Here is a 16,303-nt window from a genome sequence, read left to right as displayed (position 1 = left end):
ATCATGCATATCGGGTTAACCGGCGGTATAGCCACAGGTAAGAGTACCGTGTCCTCACTTCTGATCAAGAAAGGGGCTATGCTTGTTGATGCGGATGTTATTGCTCGGGAGGTTATGCTCCCGGGTCATCCCGTATTGGCGGCAGTGGCTGAACATTTTGGACAAGTTATACTACAAAGTGACGGGACACTTGATCGGAAGAAGCTCGGTAGCATCGTATTTAGCGATCCTGAAGAACTTAAGGCTCTAAATGCTATAAGTCATCCAGCGATTCGTCAAGAAATAAGAACAAGAATGGTGACATTGGAAGAGAATGATCCAGATCGGCTGGTTGTGGTAGATATTCCACTACTGTATGAGTCAGGGTATGAGTCTGTAATTCATGAAGTCATGGTTGTCTATACCCCTCGTGCCCTTCAGAAGGAACGGCTCATGAAGCGGGATCAATTGGTTTCTGGACAAGCAGATCTGCGTCTGGGGGCTCAAATGGATATTGAAGATAAGAGAAATAGGGCCGATTGGGTCATTGATAATAGCCACAGCTTAGTGGACACAGAGCGACAAGTGGATGAATTCTGGCTTCGAAAAGGTCTTGTATGAGGCTGTTACGTAAAAAGAGAGTCTTGTTACTTCTTTTTCTGTCCTTTGTCATACTCCTTTTTTTCAATACGAATTGGATGTCTTGGTTCTATCCGATCTCTTATAAAGAAGAAATTATTGAACAAGCTGAGATGTATGAAGTCGATCCATTCTTAATTGCCGCTATCATACGAGCGGAGTCTAACTTTAAGCCAGGTAAAGAGTCGAAGAAGGGTGCACTTGGCATTATGCAACTGATGCCAGATACGGCTAAATGGGCTATGGAAATGGCCAAGCTTCCTGATGTGTCTTTGGATCGTATCAAGCATGAAGTGAGGCCTAATATTCAACTGGGTACCTGGTACATTTCTTTCTTATCTAAGCAATTTGATAATAATAGGACATTAGCTATTGCAGCCTATAATGCAGGTCAAGGAAATGTACGAAGTTGGATGGACAAGGGTCTGTGGGATGGTCAAGAAGAAACGATTAAGGAAATTCCTATTGGTGAGACTAGGCATTATGTACAACGTGTATTATATTATTATGAGAAATATACCGATATTTACGATGAATTCTAATTGAATATGACAAAAAGTGTTGGTGCGGCTTCTCAGCCTGACCCAACACTTTGCTTGTTAGTCTACATTGATTATTTAAATTGACCAGCTAGTTGTTGTTCACCAATCGTTACTAAGCGTTTAGTGATATAACCTCCGATGGAACCATTCTCGTAAGAAGTCATATTACCTTGATATCCGTCTTGAGGAATGCTAATTCCTAGTTCTTGAGCGATTTCGTACTTCAATTGTTCTAGTGCGGCAGTAGCTTTGGTTACAACTAAGTTGTTGGAGTTGCTTGTGCTCATTATCGTTCACCTCCTCGCTGTTGGTAAAAGTATTATGTGTCATAAATACAATCTTCATAACCTATAAGATATACTTAATTTATGGAAAAAAAGTAATTATTTTGATAAATCCAACGAAAAGGAAGTGAAACACCTAATGAAATGCCCATACTGTGATTATGCGGGTACCAAAGTGCTTGATTCACGTCCAGCGAATGAGAACAAATCTATTCGTCGCCGACGCGAATGTGAGCAATGTAGTCGTAGATTCACTACATTCGAGAAAGTGGAAGAAACACCACTGATCGTCATTAAGAAGAATGGTAACCGCGAAGAATTTAGTCGTGACAAAATACTACGGGGGTTAATCCGTGCATGCGAGAAGCGCCCAGTGTCCGTGGAGCAACTTGATATGATTGTATCTGAAGTGGAGAAGGCGCTTCGTAATACCGCTGTAGCCGAAGTAGATAGCCAGCAAATAGGTGAGCTCGTGATGCTAGAACTTCATCCTGTCGATGAAGTAGCATATGTTCGTTTTGCCTCTGTATACAGACAGTTCAAGGATATTAATATGTTCATGAAGGAACTGAAAGGTCTTCTATCCAAAGGAACATTCGAGGAATGAGAAGTTCACGAAATTTATGAAATACATGCAATTAATTTGATATGACAATGAATTTCTGGCGAATTATTGAGGGTTGCTGAATGTAATGGAACCTTGGCTCGAGTATAAGCAACGTTGATTTATCTCGGGAACTTAGCTCAGCTGGGAGAGCGCAACGCTGAAAGATGGCGTCACTGGCAGTGATTTAGGTCAGGGCTGAGGGTCTCCAGGTTCCCAAGGTTCCCAAGGTTCCCAAGGTTCCCAAGGTTCCCGAGGTTCCAAGTCCCCAGACTCCCCAGATTCCTCCGATAATGGATTCTTAGCTTAGTCTCAGTACAACAGTTGACTCTTAATCATCAGGTCGAGGTGAGGGCTCAAACCTCTCAGAACCCACCATACTTAATTATTTAAACCACCTTTACATGTGGTTTTTTTGTTGTAAATTATTTGTTCCTTTAGGCTAGGCATCTAATCTTAATGAGAAAAAACACATTATTAGTGGTGTGAGGACTGCCGTTCCTATGGAAGCTTCATATATTACGCCGGAAATAACCGTTCACAGTTATAGGATTTTATAGTTGTAGTGTATTGACATTACTTGTAGAATGATGGCTATGCATATTCTATAAAAAGGGGACTTTATATGACAAGAAAGCTTATGATTCTGCTATGCCTTACACTACTGCTTCCCATCTTGAACGTCGCCAATGCTGAGAGCAAGATCCAAATTTCAGTAGAAGGAGAAAAACTATCTTTATCACAGCCTCCTATCGTAGTTAAAGGAACGACTTTGGTCCCAATCACACCTGTTTTAAAAAAACTAGGTCTGTCGGTAGAAGCAAAGAACAATATCATAACTGCAAAAAAGGAAGGAATCGTTATTACCCTACAACCTGGCAGCAAGGTAGCAACCGTTAATGGAATTTCCTTTATATTGAGTGAGCCAGTACAAATTATTAAAGGCACTACAATGGCCCCTCTTCGACTCCTTTCGGAAACTTTAGGCAGCAACATCACTTCAAACGGAAATACAATTTCGATCTCTGACAAACAAGGTAACAGTATTTATTACAATAATTTGCCCCTCACCCTATCCGGAAAGTACGTAGTTAATAAAACAAAAGACCTTCTCGAAGTTAAAATCGTGGACTTTTTTTATAATCCAGGCACCCAAAGGGTAAATGAATATGACTATTTTTCTAGTATAATTGGTTTTAATTCAGGTACCTCAAAAAAATACAATGACTATGTTGTCGCTCAATCAACTCATGAGGGTGGAATTTATTTAGGTAGTGCGATTAAACTTATTGATCATTATGATGAGCCTGATATAAAAAGCACCAGTTACGAAAAAGCCAGAGAACATTACCGTTCCAAGGAGTATTTGGCTCAAGTCATAAAGTTGGTGCAAACCCAAATTGATACATTTAATGCGAATCTCAAGAAAGAGCTAATAGCCAACAAAAACATCCCATTAAAAGTCGAACAAGCAACCGTGACCTATAATTCTATTGGTAATCCAGAAGTGAACCTAACCATTAAAAACCTTACGAGTAAGACCATTATAGCTTACGAAATGAGTCTTAGAACCTATGATGATTTCGATAGACGGGCTAACAATTGGTTAAGCACAAGTAATTTGTTTGAAGGTATATCACAAGACAATAGCATTGGCTCAGGCAGCTACCAAACAGATACTTGGACCTTAAACTTCTACGATTTAGCGACCCAAGTTAAATCTGTGAAAATAACTGCCGTTAGGTTTTCAGATGGAACTACCTGGAGATAAGTTAATGTCTCATGACTGTGCTCTTTTTTCTTAGGTGTATCGCGTCGCAATTCCGTGCAGATACACACAGGTAATAGTTGCAGCGATGCGCTCTGTATGCTATAATACATGGGCAAGAAGGAGTCGTAGATTACATACGAATCAGTGAAAACCTTGACAGAACGTCAACTGTACGCTGAATGTGCGTATATCGGAGTAATCAAACGGGGAATTAGCTCAGCTGGGAGAGCGCATCGCTGGCAGCGATGAGGTCAGGGGTTCGATCCCCCTATTTTCCACCAACACCTTAAACATAACGGCAGAGATGCCGTTTTTATTTTGAATTTTGTTTATATTAAGACATGTGGAGGCTGTATGTCACTCTATAAAAAGTGATATGATATTAGGGTGATGGTATCCACGTTATTTTAGGATTAACAAGTTAGTTTGAAATAGTATTATGACAATTAGGAGTGGTAATTTGAGAAGACAAAAACCAATGACAATGGAAGAACTAATGAATGATTTACAAGGTCAAAAAACGATTCAAGCAGATCCAAATCATATATCTTTGGAGAATTTGTTTAATGAAGCGTTCATGAGTAAGTATTCCAGTTACAAGAATTTCGATGAGTTTTTAATCAAAGGGAACTTTCAAGTAAAAACAGAAGAAGATGTCAATAACATACCTGATGAACTTTTTGATCGGCATGTGAATAGGGAAACGAAATTTGCTAATTGGGAATCCATGTTGGAAACAGCAAATAAGGAATACCAACGTAAATAATGAGCATATAAATCACCCACGTCCTCTGGACGTGGTTTTTTTTTATGAAGGAATCCTCAGTTTCACTGCAGATAAACGACAATTCATTCAGATACCTTTCCCACGTAAATTTGATGCGAGACCGTAATTAAGATAGTGAAGGATGTTGACCGATAAATATGAGTAGTGATTGAAGAGCGTTAGGTGCAGTCCTAACGAAAGACGGACACGGTCAATGGGGCTGGCAGCTGCTTTCACAAAATTAATGTACATAATGGAGGAGACGAAGAATGAAACGGATGTTTAGTTTATTTCTTATTCTATTAATGGCTTCACCGATGATTAGTACCACAACCTTTGCGGACAACACTGTGAAGGCTACAGTGACGGAAAGCAGTACATATTTTGACGGAGAACAGAGAGAGGGTCACGGATTCAATATAGCGGGGAGTAATTATTTTAGGTTGCGTGATATTGCCAACAATTTCTCGGGTACCCCCAGTCAATTCGATGTGTCTTGGAATAGTAAGAGCAACGCTATTGAGATCACAACAGGACATCCCTATACTTCAGAGGATCAAGAAGACTCGGTATATTATAGCCGCAGCAGAACTTATACAGCCAAGCTCTCCACATCGAAAGTTCTGGTCGACGGGCAGCCGCAACTGATTACCGCATACAATATTGACGGGAACAATTATTTTCAATTGAGAGATTTGGCTGGTCAAGTTCCATTTGATCTTGAATATGACAATCAATCCAATCAAATATCTATGTTCTCTAAGACTGCCAACAATACGTATCGGGTTAAGACGGCAAGTGAAGGCAAGAGTAACGCTGTATCTTCTGATTTTCCCAGATGGCAGAGTACGGTTACATCATATCTTGTAAATAATAATGATCAGACGTTAAGTGTGATCAAGGCTGACAAAGAGGTTACGATTGAAACGTATGACGAAAAATATGAATTAATCGCCAATAAAAGTATAGCTAACGAGCTTCCGCTGTTCGGCGGTTTCTATAACGGTGAGCAGTATAATTATATTGCTTTTGGACAAGAAAACCGTGAAGAGGATAATAATAAAGAAGTGATCCGTATTGTACGTTATGATAAAAGCTTCAAACGGATCGACAGTGTCTCTATCAAAGGCGGGGAGAGCTTCACAGTAGAACCTTTTGATGCGGGCTCTGGACGGATGGAGGAGCAGGGGAATACGCTTGTATTTCACACCTCTCGTACTAGATATACGACAGATGATGGATTGAATCATCAATCCCAGTTCACGATTATAGTCAATACATCCAATATGACCGTAACTAATAATATGGGAAAGTTTCAAAAAAATCATGTCAGCCATTCTTTCGATCAATATGTATTGTTTGATGGAAATACACATGTCCTTGTAGATCATGGTGACGCTTATCCCCGTTCGATCGTATTGAACAAAGGAGACGGCACCAGCTACAGTGAGGTAGACCTGTTTGATATTCCGGGTAATACCGGGGCTAATAGCACCGGCGTTTCTATAGGTGGATTCGAGATGTCGACGAATAACTATATTGTCGCAATGAATACCATTGACCATTCACTGGTCAGGGAGTATACCTCTTATGAGATGGTTGGTTTGGAAACAGACCAGAGGGATATCATCCTTAGTGTATTGCCAAAGACTAGCATGACTAGTGCTGCGGTTAACCATATTACCCTGGCTAAATATGTAGGCAGTGACCTTATCGCATCCATACCTAAACTGGTAAAGATAACAGACGACAAGATGATGGTGCTCTGGCAGGAATTCGATAAGAAGAATAATCCGGGTGACTTGAAATATGTACTCATTGATGGGAACGGAGACGCCACCGGTGATATTCAAACCATTCAGAATTTTCTATTATCGGAATGCGACCCAATCCTTAGTGGAGATAAAGTTGTCTGGTTTACCAACAGCAATGGATACCGGTTGTTCTATTCCATCCCGTTAGTGGATTAACAAGCACTTTTATTGGGAACAAGTCAATCAATGTGATGTGAGATAGTGGCAGTGTTATTCAGCTGAAAAGAGCTGGCTACCAACGTTTGAGCTAACGCGAACTAAAATAACTTTAGCTTATATAGAATAAGGGCTCTTGCTTAATCTGGTCAAGAACCCAATTAGTAGACATTGTAAAAACATCTAGGCTACAAGCTGGTTCCTGTATTTCTACAGGAATCAGCTTGTTTAGTTTTGGTTGGGCTCGCATGTTGTGATATGCATATTTAGATTGAGTTTCATGACCGTATGACCGTAATAAGGTTTTTTCAGAATCATCGAAGGTTACTCCATTGTTACAGATTGATGTATGGAATTGACCTAATCAACATAATGGAAACAAGTTTTTGGGTATTGCAACTAACCAATGCGGTAGAGCGAGTTGGTTGTTTACAATACCCCAAAAGAATTGAATGCAGTTTAAGATTTATCTCAGCTGGGAGAGCGCATCGCTGGCAGTGATGAGGTCAGGGGTTCGATCCCCCTAGGCTCCACCTTAAATTTTAACCTTCAAACCCTTACTATGTAAGGGTTTTTTTGTTTTATATAAATGCTTTATTAGTTAATTAGTTTTTTGAATTTGGTGTATTGGGGACGAATTGGGGACGAAATAATATGGAGAGTAATTTTCTCTAATTTTTAATGAATTCTCAATAGGAGAGAATGTAAAGTATATTTTCTTCAAGGGAGGTACTTCAAGTGGCTAGTATAGAAAAGCGAGGGAAACATTCATTTAGACTTATTGTAGAAGCTGGATATGATGCTCGAGGTAAGAGAATTAAAAGATCAAAGTCCATAAAGGCTAACGGTGTAAGAGAAGCGGAAAAGGAACTAGTCAAATTCCAGACAGAAGTTGAAGCAGGAGAATACATAGCTCCAGAAAAGATGACTTTTTCAGCATTCCTTGAAGAATGGAAGGGGAAATACGGAAGTAAACATCTTGAGCTAAAAACTATTGAAACCTATAATCACATGTTAAAAAATCATATTATACCTTACTTTGGAATGCGTCGAATTTCCGATGTGAAACCAATTCAGATCTTGAATTTTCTGGACGAGTTATCACGTGAAGGTTCACGTAAAGATGGTAAACCTGGAGGGCTTTCATCTACTACGATTCGCTTCATTCATAGAATCTTAAAGGATATCTTTGAAAGAGCTGTTGATTGGCGGATTATTAAGATTAATCCAGTTTCTGCTGTGAAACGGCCAAAAGTTCAAGAACGAGTCGTAGATGTATATAGCGAACACGAAGTTGAAATAATTTTTAAAGCTTTAAATAAAGAGCCTGTCCATTGGCGTATTATGATCACATTAGCGTTAACAACCGGACTTCGTCGTGGTGAATTGTTGGCATTGGAGTGGAAAAATGTTGATTTTGAAGAATGCACGATAGATGTGGTTCAATCTTTAAGCTATAGTTACGGTCAGAATATCATAAAAGAACCAAAAACTAAAAATTCAAAACGTAAAGTATCGATTCCAGACTCTCTTTTACCGGAATTGAAAGAATATTTCTTGTATGCTGAGCAATACAAACAAGCCATCGGGGAGGCATGGCAGTCTGGTGATAAATTGTTTATATTCTTTTCAGAGTTTGGTAAACCGTTTTTTCATACTGCTCCTGGAAAATGGTTTTCTCGTTTCACAATACGTACTAATATTAGACGGATTCGATTTCACGATTTACGTCACACATCAGCTACTTTACTTATAAATCAAGGAGTTCATGCAAAATTAATTTCAAGCCGCCTCGGACATGCGGATATTAGAACCACGATGAATATTTATGGACATGCCCTGCAAACTGCTGACCAAGCAGCTGCGAATACTTTTAATAATCTTCTTCAAAGAAGAAGTATAGATTCATACTCGAAATAAAAGGGTTTGTAGAGTTTGAAAATACATGAATTTTAATTCTTACCATACTTTCATCGCATTTTTTAAGCTATAGTTGTGTAATCATGGCTTAGTGAGGGATCCAATCTTGACCATATGAATTTGCAACTTGCCGATTTGATAGTTCATTGTATGCAATTCCATCTTATTTTGGCTGATGTTATGGGGTTGGAAAAATTCAGCACAAATAAAATTAGTTTTCAGTACTAGTCAAAACATTCTGGGTTCGAACACTACCAGCTTATTTTTAGTTGAACATGTTCTTCTTACACTGTGAAACATATTAATCTATTTCTCCATTATCATGTGTCCTTTTTATTTGAATAAATATTTTCCATAACAGAAGAGTGTATTCGACCCTATTGGGCTATTATAGTATTAGGAGGCTAAGTATATGAATTTTAATGAGCTTAAACGAATCCTCAATCAAAGCAAAAACATTGTCTTTTTTGGAGGAGCGGGAACATCAACTGAGAGTGGAATTCAGGATTTCAGATCCGCTGGTGGTTTATATAGCGCTGAATTGGAAGGTGATTATACTCCAGAAGACATCTTGAGTAGAGACTTTTTTTTAGAGAACACGGAGATGTTTTATAAATTCTAAAAATCCAAAATGATCTATCCAGATGCTAAGCCTAACCCGGCTCATGAGGCCTTAGTAACGTTGGAGAAAAGAGGAGATCTTAAAGCGATAATTACACAAAATATTGACGGTCTGCATCAATGTGCTGGAAGCAATAACGTGATTGAGTTACATGGCTCTATACAAAGAAACCATTGTATAAATTGTCAGATGAAATATTCATTAGCCACGATCTCTGAATGTAGTGATCCCGTACCTTTATGTCAAAAATGTGGCGGATATATAAAGCCAGATGTGGTACTGTATCAGGAGAACTTGGATTCGAACCTTTTGGATATCGCTGCTAAATATATTAAACAAGCCGATGTTCTTATTGTGGCTGGGACTTCACTTACCGTTCATCCAGCAGCAGGTCTAATTCGGAACTATGATGGAGACAAGTTCCTTTTAATCAATAATAGTCCAACACCCATGGATGGATTAGCCAACTTTATTATTTCTGATAGCATTTCTAAAGTGTTAAGTGCGTTATTTGCTGAATAACATAATTCTGAGAAATGTGATACAAATTAATTAAGTGGGGAACTCTAATTTTGGATTGACAACACTAAATTAGCCATTTTTTTATGTTTCTCTATCTTGCAATCAATAGGGTTCTTGTAGTCAAGTGTACGGGAATACGAATCTGAATAAAAATAATAGGAATCCTTCGCATAAGTAGCTTCGCAAAAGATTCCGATTTGATTTACATAGATCTATACAGTGGCCTTTGAAATCAGGAGTCATTTTTTTTATCAAGCCTCTTCATATTGTTGATTTTCTTAGTGAACTTGAGAAAGACGGTAGTCGCGGAGATAGAAAGAGCAGAGGACTAGCTTGGTTTTTGCACATCCCCTGCGGGATTACGCTTAATAACTTGCCATTCAACTGCGCGATTAAAGATGTTCCTTAATATGCGATGCTGCATTTGAATGGTTCCACACAGAATCAACAATTCCTGGCGTCATCTTTATGTTCATTTAGGTTGTACTCCGACCAATTTTTACATCAATTTTACATCAATGCACTTTTCAGCCTTCTGTACTACCAATATCACTGATACTGTTCCACACACTAAACCCAGCATTTATAAGAGTCTTATCATTTGTATGAAGAATTACTACGCTTACCGCTTACATGAACGTAATGAAATAAGCCATGATTGGCGGGGATTGGTTTTTCTTGTTCTCCCATCTTAATGGGCAGCCTTTCCATCACGAGCGGCCCTATCTTTGGTTTAGACAATTCATTAAGAAAAGTGGGTTCAGATATATTCGATTTCATGACCTGCGGCATACATCTGCTACAATTCTAATTAACAAGGGTATACATGCCCAAATTATATCGGAGCGGCTTGGTCATGGAAGCATTACCACAACAATGAATATCTATGGTCTTGCTCTTCGACCAGCTGATCAAGCTGCTACAGATAAATTTGAATCGTTATTAAAAAAATAAAACTTACGAACAACAAAGATGAAGCTCCTTTAGTAGAGTTGATACTTCTCTTATTCAACGATTATGTTTACATTTTCTCCATAAAGTTGATAAGCGAAACATAAGGAGTATGTTACAGAGCCATTGGACAAGAAAAAGCCCCCGTCATTTAGACGCGAACTCGCAATCTCAAATTCTTTAGAAAATTGATTAAGCTAGATCATTTCGGATCATGTCGCCAGGAGTATCAGTAACGATGGGCTTTACTGGTTTACTTTCTTACTGGCGCTTTTCCAGTTCAAACCTCAAATTAATTTATTGCAGGCGTGCTCCCAAATACATAAAGTATACTTCTCAATCTGTCTCTTGTAAGATTTTTGCGAGGTCCACTAAAGGTGGAACGTAACGCATAGTTGTTGCTAGTATCTCGTGACCCAATTGTTTTTGGATTGCAATAATGTTCATTCCACCTGCTTGCATCAGATAACCCGAAGTACGTCTAAGGTCGTGAGGCGTAACTTTTTGTTCAATCCCAGATTCACTACAAAGCGTTTTTATTAATCTGGAGAGTTTTTGATGTGACATAGGTCTGCCTTTATGATTAAACAAGTACTCGTCCCCGTTGTTTGCATAACGCAAGTAATCAGGATGGTTTACATATCTTGCTAACTCAATTGCAAGCGCAGGGGTTATTGCAACTATCCGGATTGCATTTTTTTGCCCTTCATTGATTAGTACTATATTACTGAAAGAACAAATTTTGATGAATTACAATGATCACGTAAATATGCTACAAATTCATCAATATCCTTTTCGTTGATTGGCAGGAACCTTCCTGGATACTTAAGACTACCGTGAAAGTTGTCAAAATCAAGTTCGCCAGAAAATCCCTTACAGCTAAGAAAAGATTCAAATTTACGTAAGTGCGTAATAACATTGTCTTTGGCACTTAGTCTCACGTTATTTAGCCAAAAATCAAAGTACTTTGATTCAAACAATACCTTATTCATAAACAACACCTCCATAGAGATCACTAACCTTTAATTGAGCTAATGGATGTTTATTAATAGCATTTACTAAAGTTTTATTAAATAGCTTTAAGTACACTTCGGTTGAACTTAGCCATTTATGGCGCATCAATTCTTTTATTACGTAAATGTTAACACCAGATTCTAACAAGTATAACGCGAAAGAATGACGTAATGAGTGGACAGATAACTGATAATTATTTTTATCTTTGTCATTTATCGATTTTGCCTCTTTAATAAGAGATGTCATCATTTTCTGGATAGTACTTTCATGAAGGGGGGAAATTCCTTTGTCATCTGAAAAGATGTAAAGGTTCCTATAATTGGACTGGTTTTCTATAGTTCCATATCGAAACTTTACATATGAGTTAAGAAAGTCAAGTGCTGACTTTGTTATTGTGTTGGCCACTTTGAAGTTTTTATTACCTTTTCCAAATACCCAAATTTCTTGACTTGAGGAGTTAATGTCTCCGATCTGGAGACTGCAGAGTTCACTTAAGCGTATACCAGACCCAAGAAATACCCATATAGTATAGTGAAATTTCGTTGTGACTCCCGACCTAATCTAGCTAATGACAAGAGTTCATCAATCTGTTGACTTTCAAATGCTCGAGGAACGTTACGAGACTTATCAGTCGTTACACGTAGTGTTTTTTTTAGATTGTTAATATCTTGATTAAAAAAATGACTAAGTGTTTCTCTGAGTATACTTCGAAGGAAGGCTGATTTTTTGGAACGGGTATTATCCTTTTTTACGGGTTTTAAATATTCCTGTAGAAATAAAGCAGAAGCAACTGCCTTGATGTTAGGATCTTGTCCCGTTTTTTCTTTGCAGTATTTTACAAGCATATTTATTTCATATTTGTATACCTCCTTGGAAGACGGTGCTAATGATTGGAATGAATCACTTTCTAGGTAATGTTCAACAGCATCACTGAGAAGGACTAGTTTTTGTTCACTTTCGGATCTTGCATAAGTTGGTAGAAGATCTTGATTGTAAAGAGCTTGTTGAATTTGAATAGGTCCGAATTTCTCAGCCAACTGCATTAGACTAAGCTCAAGTTCTACAATTTGATCCACTTCATCATCAAACATAGGCACGATAGGTACTCTCCTTTTAATTAAATTTAAGTTTATTTATTTCATTAGCTAGAAATTGGCTATGTTGGGATACATGTAAGTAAAGGCTTACCGTATCCATTTTATCAAATCTTCCAAGTTCCTTTAACAATTGAGGTAATACGCTTTGCTTTGCTAATCTAGTTACAAATGTGTGCCGAAATATATGCAAAGATCCAGGAAATGACCATCCTGCGATGAGAGAATATAACTGGTAATTTTGTCTGAGTTTTCTTTGAATAGAAACTGGCTTATTACCGAAAAGATATCTCGAAGTTGGGGGGGCTCCCTGTAGTGAATGTATATCTTCAAGCAGTTTTCCAGATAAGGGTAAAAGATGTTCTTTACCTCCTTTGCTATGAACAATGATCGTTTTTGTGTAGATATTAATGTCCGACCATTTAACTTGAGCTGTTTCACTAGATCTAAAACCAAGTCTTAGCATGAGTCTAAACGCTATACGTTCAAGTGTGGGATGATTGGAATATTTATTTATTACATCAAAAAGCTCGTTGCATTGTTTCTCTGATGGCAATTTTCTAAATCGATATCGAGGAGCTGTAATAGACCTTAGCCTCAGAGCAGGATTGGGATTTCCCCAATGTTGATTTAAAAAGAAAAAAAACGATTTTATGCAATAGATACATTCGCTTATGTATCTGTTAACTTAAAAGTACGCCAACGTAATCATTTAAAACTCCCCCACCCAAACCGATATAACCCATAGAATCATAACGATGATGTGGGGGTTGGGAGAGATGATTAGCTTGATTCAAAAACAAAATATTATCTTGATGAATTATCGAGAAGGGAGATCACAGAGAGAGATAGGCCGAATGACAGGTGTGGATCGTAAAACCATTCGTAAATACATTGAGAAGTATGAAGAACAAAGAAAGGAACTACTAAATGGAGATGGTGGGCAAATTGAACTTATCCGTAGTATTGTAGAAACCCCAACGTATACAACAGGAAAACGACCCAAGCGTAAGTTGACGGAAGCCATGGAGCAAACCATTCAGAAGCATCTAAATGAGAATGAAGAGAAACGACAAAAAGGGCAACGTAAGCAACAAAAGAAGCCGATGGATATATATGAGACCATGGCAGCAGATGGCGCAGACATCAGTTACAGCACTGTGTTACGTGTCATTAGACAACTAGAACAACAAACGAAAGAAGCCTACATTAAAGCCTCATACGAACCTGGTGATGTATGTGAATTCGATTGGGGTGAAGTCAAAATTACGGTGAATGGAACGCTTCGTGTATTCCAAATGGCCGCTTTCACCTCTGCTTATGGAAACTATCGCTATGCATACCTGTTCACTAAACAAACCACAGAGTGCTTTCAAGAAGCCCATGCCAGATTCTTCGAACAAGTTAACGGTGTGTATAAAACGCTCGTCTACGACAATATGAAAGTTGCGGTCAAACGCTTTGTCGGTACAGAGAAAGAACCCACGGATGGACTACTACAACTGTCTCTTTAATATGGCTTTGGGTTTCGATTCTGTAACGTCCGCAGTGGCAACGAAAAAGGCCATGTAGAGCGAACCATTGAGGTCGCACGTCGTAAAGCATTCGCCTTTCGGGATACGTTTGAGACCTTGGAGGAAGCTAATATCTATCTACAAGATGTATGTGATCGACTGAACAATAAGTCTCAAAACCTCCGGGAAGGTAAGTCAGCGACCTTTTGTTTAGAGGAGGAACGACCTTTCTTATTAGCGAAAGGGCCTATCTTTGACGCAGCACGTGTCACACATGCACGGGTAGATAAATATGCAACCGTCGTTGTGGACCAGAACCATTACTCCGTTCCCGACCATCTTGTGGGCAAGCTCGTCTTCGTGAAAATCTACTCTGGTCTTATTCAATGTTTTGTTGAGGAAACGAAGGTAGCTGAACATCACCGACTGGTTGGATGTCATGAATGGCGATTGGAACTTTCTCATTACCTTGAAACCCTAAAGAAAAAGCCTGGCGCATTAGCCGGTAGCACGGCACTTGCGCAGGCTCAATCCCACATCAAACAAATATATGAGACTTATTATACCAGACATGAGAAGGATTTTGTAGAGTTGCTACAATATATGTTTAACGAAGCCAACCTGCAAGAAGTGCAACATAGCATTCAGCAACTATGTAATATACACCCAAGCCATGTAACGACAGATAAAATAAAAGCGTTATGTGCAAAAAGGCGAGATATAACAGTGCCTCTTCTACAATCTTCACAAGCCTCTCAGGCCATATTAAGGCATGCTAAAGCACAATTACGTCAATATGACGAACTGTTTGGCACACATACACTACAAATGAAAGAGGTGATTGCATGAGTCAATCCCCACGAAAAGCATGGATGGAATCCGTCATGACATCATGTACAGAGTTGAAACTCTCCATGATACGACAACATGTCGAGGAGCAGATTCAAGAAGCAAACCAAAAGGAAATGTGCTATGAAGAGCTTTTGGCACATCTACTGCAAAAGGAATGTGATGCAAGGCTTGAAGCCTCCCGGTACAACCGTATTCGTTCAGCCAAATTCACACACAAGAAATATCTGGAGGATTTGTCCATCAACGATTTGCCTGAAGATGCGCAGAAGAAGCTGAAGCAATTGAAAAGCCTGGACTTTATTAAGGAGGGACGCAACGTTATTTTATCTGGAAATCCAGGGACGGGTAAGACCCATCTTGCTTTGGGACTTGGAATTAAGGCTTGTATGGAGGGCTATAAGGTGTGGTTCACGACAGTCCCCTTACTAATTAACCAGATTAAAGAATGTCGATCACAGCAGACACTTCGGGCTTTTCAAAATAGGTTTGAGAAATATGATTTGGTTATTGCTGATGAGATGGGTTACATTTCATTTGATAAAGAAGGCTCGGAACTCTTATTTACCCATTTATCCCTTCGTGCCGGTCACAAATCTACCATTATTACAACCAACCTATCTTTTGAACCTTGGGAGGAGATATTTCATGATCCCGTCATGACTGCAGCTATGATTGATCGTTTAACACATCAATCCTAGTACGTCCTAGCAGGGCACACAATCTAGCAGGGGGAGATCCTGTCAGGGTAAGGTATAGCCAACCGCCCTGTATCGAGTCTTGGAGTGTTGACGGTAACGGCAACATTTAAGTGTAGACAGAAAGTCAGCGAGGTAGAATTGACTGGGTGGTATCCCAGCGGTGAACGGGATTGAGCCCCGAAAATAGTGTAAATAAAGATAGTGGCTGAAGCGGTTAGGAACGTGGAAAGCAACATTGGACTAAGCGACAAGGGCAAGCCTAGTCTGACCTATCCGGGGTCGAAGACCCTACCTAGCTGAACATTACGAGAGTGTGGAAACCTAGGGAGATCCCAAAAAGTCTCTCTCGAAAAGAAAAGAAAAAAAAAAGAGAGTAATACCCGACAAGCTGAAGAGGCAAGAAAGGTGGAAGCTAATGGGAAGTCGGACACTCTCATAGTACCCAAGAGGCTGGGTAATGCCAGAAGAGGGAAGGAGAGTGACATATGAGACCGCTTGCGGAGGAAACAAGGACCAGACACAGAACTGGAGAAACCGTGAGAACGAAACTCGCAAGCATAG

At 39.1% G+C, this 16,303-nt stretch carries 15 protein-coding genes, 2 tRNA genes and 2 pseudogenes; 13 read left to right on the top strand and 6 right to left on the bottom strand.

What is annotated here, in order from left to right; all coding sequences use genetic code 11:
* Positions 1-3 precede the first annotated feature (3 nt).
* Positions 4-600 (top strand): dephospho-CoA kinase, encoded by a 597-nt coding sequence (coaE, locus tag J2T13_RS05115; RefSeq protein ID WP_429368968.1) that lies wholly within the window; start codon positions 4-6, stop codon positions 598-600.
* Positions 597-1,160, top strand: coding sequence for a lytic transglycosylase domain-containing protein (locus J2T13_RS05110; protein ID WP_429368966.1), 564 nt, complete (start codon positions 597-599; stop codon positions 1,158-1,160). The genes coaE and J2T13_RS05110 overlap by 4 nt, the downstream gene beginning before the upstream one ends.
* A 71-nt stretch (positions 1,161-1,231) precedes the next feature.
* Here J2T13_RS05110 and J2T13_RS05105 read toward each other — a convergent pair whose 3' ends face one another.
* Positions 1,232-1,447 carry a small, acid-soluble spore protein, alpha/beta type gene (locus J2T13_RS05105; RefSeq protein WP_429368964.1) on the bottom strand — a complete coding sequence of 72 codons (216 nt, stop codon included), beginning with the start codon at positions 1,445-1,447 and terminating at the stop codon, positions 1,232-1,234.
* Positions 1,448-1,583: 136 nt separating this feature from the next.
* Between J2T13_RS05105 and nrdR the strand changes: the two genes are divergently transcribed.
* From nrdR to J2T13_RS05060, 9 genes and pseudogenes are all read left to right on the top strand, one after another.
* Positions 1,584-2,051 carry a transcriptional regulator NrdR gene (gene nrdR, locus J2T13_RS05100; protein ID WP_429368962.1) on the top strand — a complete coding sequence of 156 codons (468 nt, stop codon included), beginning with the start codon at positions 1,584-1,586 and terminating at the stop codon, positions 2,049-2,051.
* 622 nt (positions 2,052-2,673) lie between these two features.
* Complete coding sequence (locus J2T13_RS05095; protein ID WP_429368960.1) at positions 2,674-3,819, top strand: copper amine oxidase N-terminal domain-containing protein; 1,146 nt, start codon at positions 2,674-2,676, stop codon at positions 3,817-3,819.
* 205 nt (positions 3,820-4,024) lie between these two features.
* A tRNA-Ala gene (locus tag J2T13_RS05090) sits at positions 4,025-4,100 on the top strand.
* Positions 4,101-4,297: 197 nt separating this feature from the next.
* Positions 4,298-4,585: a hypothetical protein gene (locus tag J2T13_RS05085; RefSeq protein WP_429369440.1), complete on the top strand. Its 288-nt coding sequence runs from the start codon at positions 4,298-4,300 to the stop codon at positions 4,583-4,585.
* A 269-nt stretch (positions 4,586-4,854) separates the two neighbouring features.
* Positions 4,855-6,555 (top strand): hypothetical protein, encoded by a 1,701-nt coding sequence (locus J2T13_RS05080; protein ID WP_429368958.1) that lies wholly within the window; start codon positions 4,855-4,857, stop codon positions 6,553-6,555.
* A 466-nt stretch (positions 6,556-7,021) separates the two neighbouring features.
* Positions 7,022-7,088, top strand: a tRNA-Ala gene (locus J2T13_RS05075).
* Between the two features lie 205 nt (positions 7,089-7,293).
* Positions 7,294-8,475 (top strand): tyrosine-type recombinase/integrase, encoded by a 1,182-nt coding sequence (locus tag J2T13_RS05070; protein WP_429368956.1) that lies wholly within the window; start codon positions 7,294-7,296, stop codon positions 8,473-8,475.
* Between the two features lie 412 nt (positions 8,476-8,887).
* Positions 8,888-9,619 (top strand): annotated as a pseudogene (locus J2T13_RS05065) (NAD-dependent protein deacylase).
* A 654-nt stretch (positions 9,620-10,273) separates the two neighbouring features.
* Positions 10,274-10,573 carry a tyrosine-type recombinase/integrase gene (locus tag J2T13_RS05060; RefSeq protein ID WP_429368954.1) on the top strand — a complete coding sequence of 100 codons (300 nt, stop codon included), beginning with the start codon at positions 10,274-10,276 and terminating at the stop codon, positions 10,571-10,573.
* 333 nt (positions 10,574-10,906) lie between these two features.
* Here J2T13_RS05060 and J2T13_RS05055 read toward each other — a convergent pair whose 3' ends face one another.
* Genes J2T13_RS05055 through J2T13_RS05035 form a run of 5 tightly spaced genes read right to left on the bottom strand, consistent with a single transcriptional unit; the run spans position 10,907 to position 13,234 of the window.
* Positions 10,907-11,245 (bottom strand): tyrosine-type recombinase/integrase, encoded by a 339-nt coding sequence (locus J2T13_RS05055; protein ID WP_429369438.1) that lies wholly within the window; start codon positions 11,243-11,245, stop codon positions 10,907-10,909.
* Positions 11,246-11,289: 44 nt separating this feature from the next.
* On the bottom strand, positions 11,290-11,562 hold the full coding sequence (locus tag J2T13_RS05050) for a hypothetical protein (protein WP_429368952.1): 273 nt from the start codon (positions 11,560-11,562) through the stop codon (positions 11,290-11,292).
* Positions 11,555-12,046, bottom strand: a complete 492-nt coding sequence (locus tag J2T13_RS05045; RefSeq protein ID WP_429369436.1) for a tyrosine-type recombinase/integrase — start codon at positions 12,044-12,046, stop codon at positions 11,555-11,557. The genes J2T13_RS05050 and J2T13_RS05045 overlap by 8 nt, the downstream gene beginning before the upstream one ends.
* 29 nt (positions 12,047-12,075) lie before the next feature.
* A complete protein-coding gene (locus tag J2T13_RS05040) occupies positions 12,076-12,681 on the bottom strand; it encodes a hypothetical protein (protein WP_429368950.1) in 606 nt (201 codons plus the stop codon).
* Between the two features lie 16 nt (positions 12,682-12,697).
* Positions 12,698-13,234 carry a tyrosine-type recombinase/integrase gene (locus tag J2T13_RS05035; protein ID WP_429368948.1) on the bottom strand — a complete coding sequence of 179 codons (537 nt, stop codon included), beginning with the start codon at positions 13,232-13,234 and terminating at the stop codon, positions 12,698-12,700.
* 223 nt (positions 13,235-13,457) lie between these two features.
* On the opposite strand from J2T13_RS05035, the pseudogene istA reads away from it, so the two are divergent.
* Both istA and istB read left to right on the top strand, forming a co-directional pair.
* Positions 13,458-15,041 (top strand): annotated as a pseudogene (gene istA / locus J2T13_RS05030) (IS21 family transposase).
* A complete protein-coding gene (gene istB / locus J2T13_RS05025) occupies positions 15,038-15,742 on the top strand; it encodes an IS21-like element helper ATPase IstB (RefSeq protein WP_429368946.1) in 705 nt (234 codons plus the stop codon). Before istA ends, istB begins: the two are co-directional and overlap by 4 nt.
* Positions 15,743-16,303 lie beyond the last annotated feature (561 nt).

Origin of the sequence: Paenibacillus sp. DS2015 (genome assembly GCF_050433705.1) — a bacterium.
Lineage (GTDB): Bacteria > Bacillota > Bacilli > Paenibacillales > Paenibacillaceae > Paenibacillus_AQ.
Note: the sequence above shows the minus strand (reverse complement) of the source record. Positions and strands in the feature narration are given on the sequence as shown.

Excerpts from the sequence above, each read along its gene's own strand:
- J2T13_RS05060 (WP_429368954.1), top strand. The coding sequence starts at position 10,274 with ATGATTGGCGGGGATTGGTTTTTCTTGTTCTCCCATCTTAATGGGCAG.
- J2T13_RS05050 (WP_429368952.1), bottom strand. The coding sequence starts at position 11,562 with ATGAATAAGGTATTGTTTGAATCAAAGTACTTTGATTTTTGGCTAAAT.
- J2T13_RS05085 (WP_429369440.1), top strand. The coding sequence starts at position 4,298 with ATGACAATGGAAGAACTAATGAATGATTTACAAGGTCAAAAAACGATT.
- istB (WP_429368946.1), top strand. The coding sequence starts at position 15,038 with ATGAGTCAATCCCCACGAAAAGCATGGATGGAATCCGTCATGACATCA.
- J2T13_RS05080 (WP_429368958.1), top strand. The coding sequence starts at position 4,855 with ATGAAACGGATGTTTAGTTTATTTCTTATTCTATTAATGGCTTCACCG.
- J2T13_RS05110 (WP_429368966.1), top strand. The coding sequence starts at position 597 with ATGAGGCTGTTACGTAAAAAGAGAGTCTTGTTACTTCTTTTTCTGTCC.
- J2T13_RS05095 (WP_429368960.1), top strand. The coding sequence starts at position 2,674 with ATGACAAGAAAGCTTATGATTCTGCTATGCCTTACACTACTGCTTCCC.
- nrdR (WP_429368962.1), top strand. The coding sequence starts at position 1,584 with ATGAAATGCCCATACTGTGATTATGCGGGTACCAAAGTGCTTGATTCA.
- coaE (WP_429368968.1), top strand. The coding sequence starts at position 4 with ATGCATATCGGGTTAACCGGCGGTATAGCCACAGGTAAGAGTACCGTG.
- J2T13_RS05105 (WP_429368964.1), bottom strand. The coding sequence starts at position 1,447 with ATGAGCACAAGCAACTCCAACAACTTAGTTGTAACCAAAGCTACTGCC.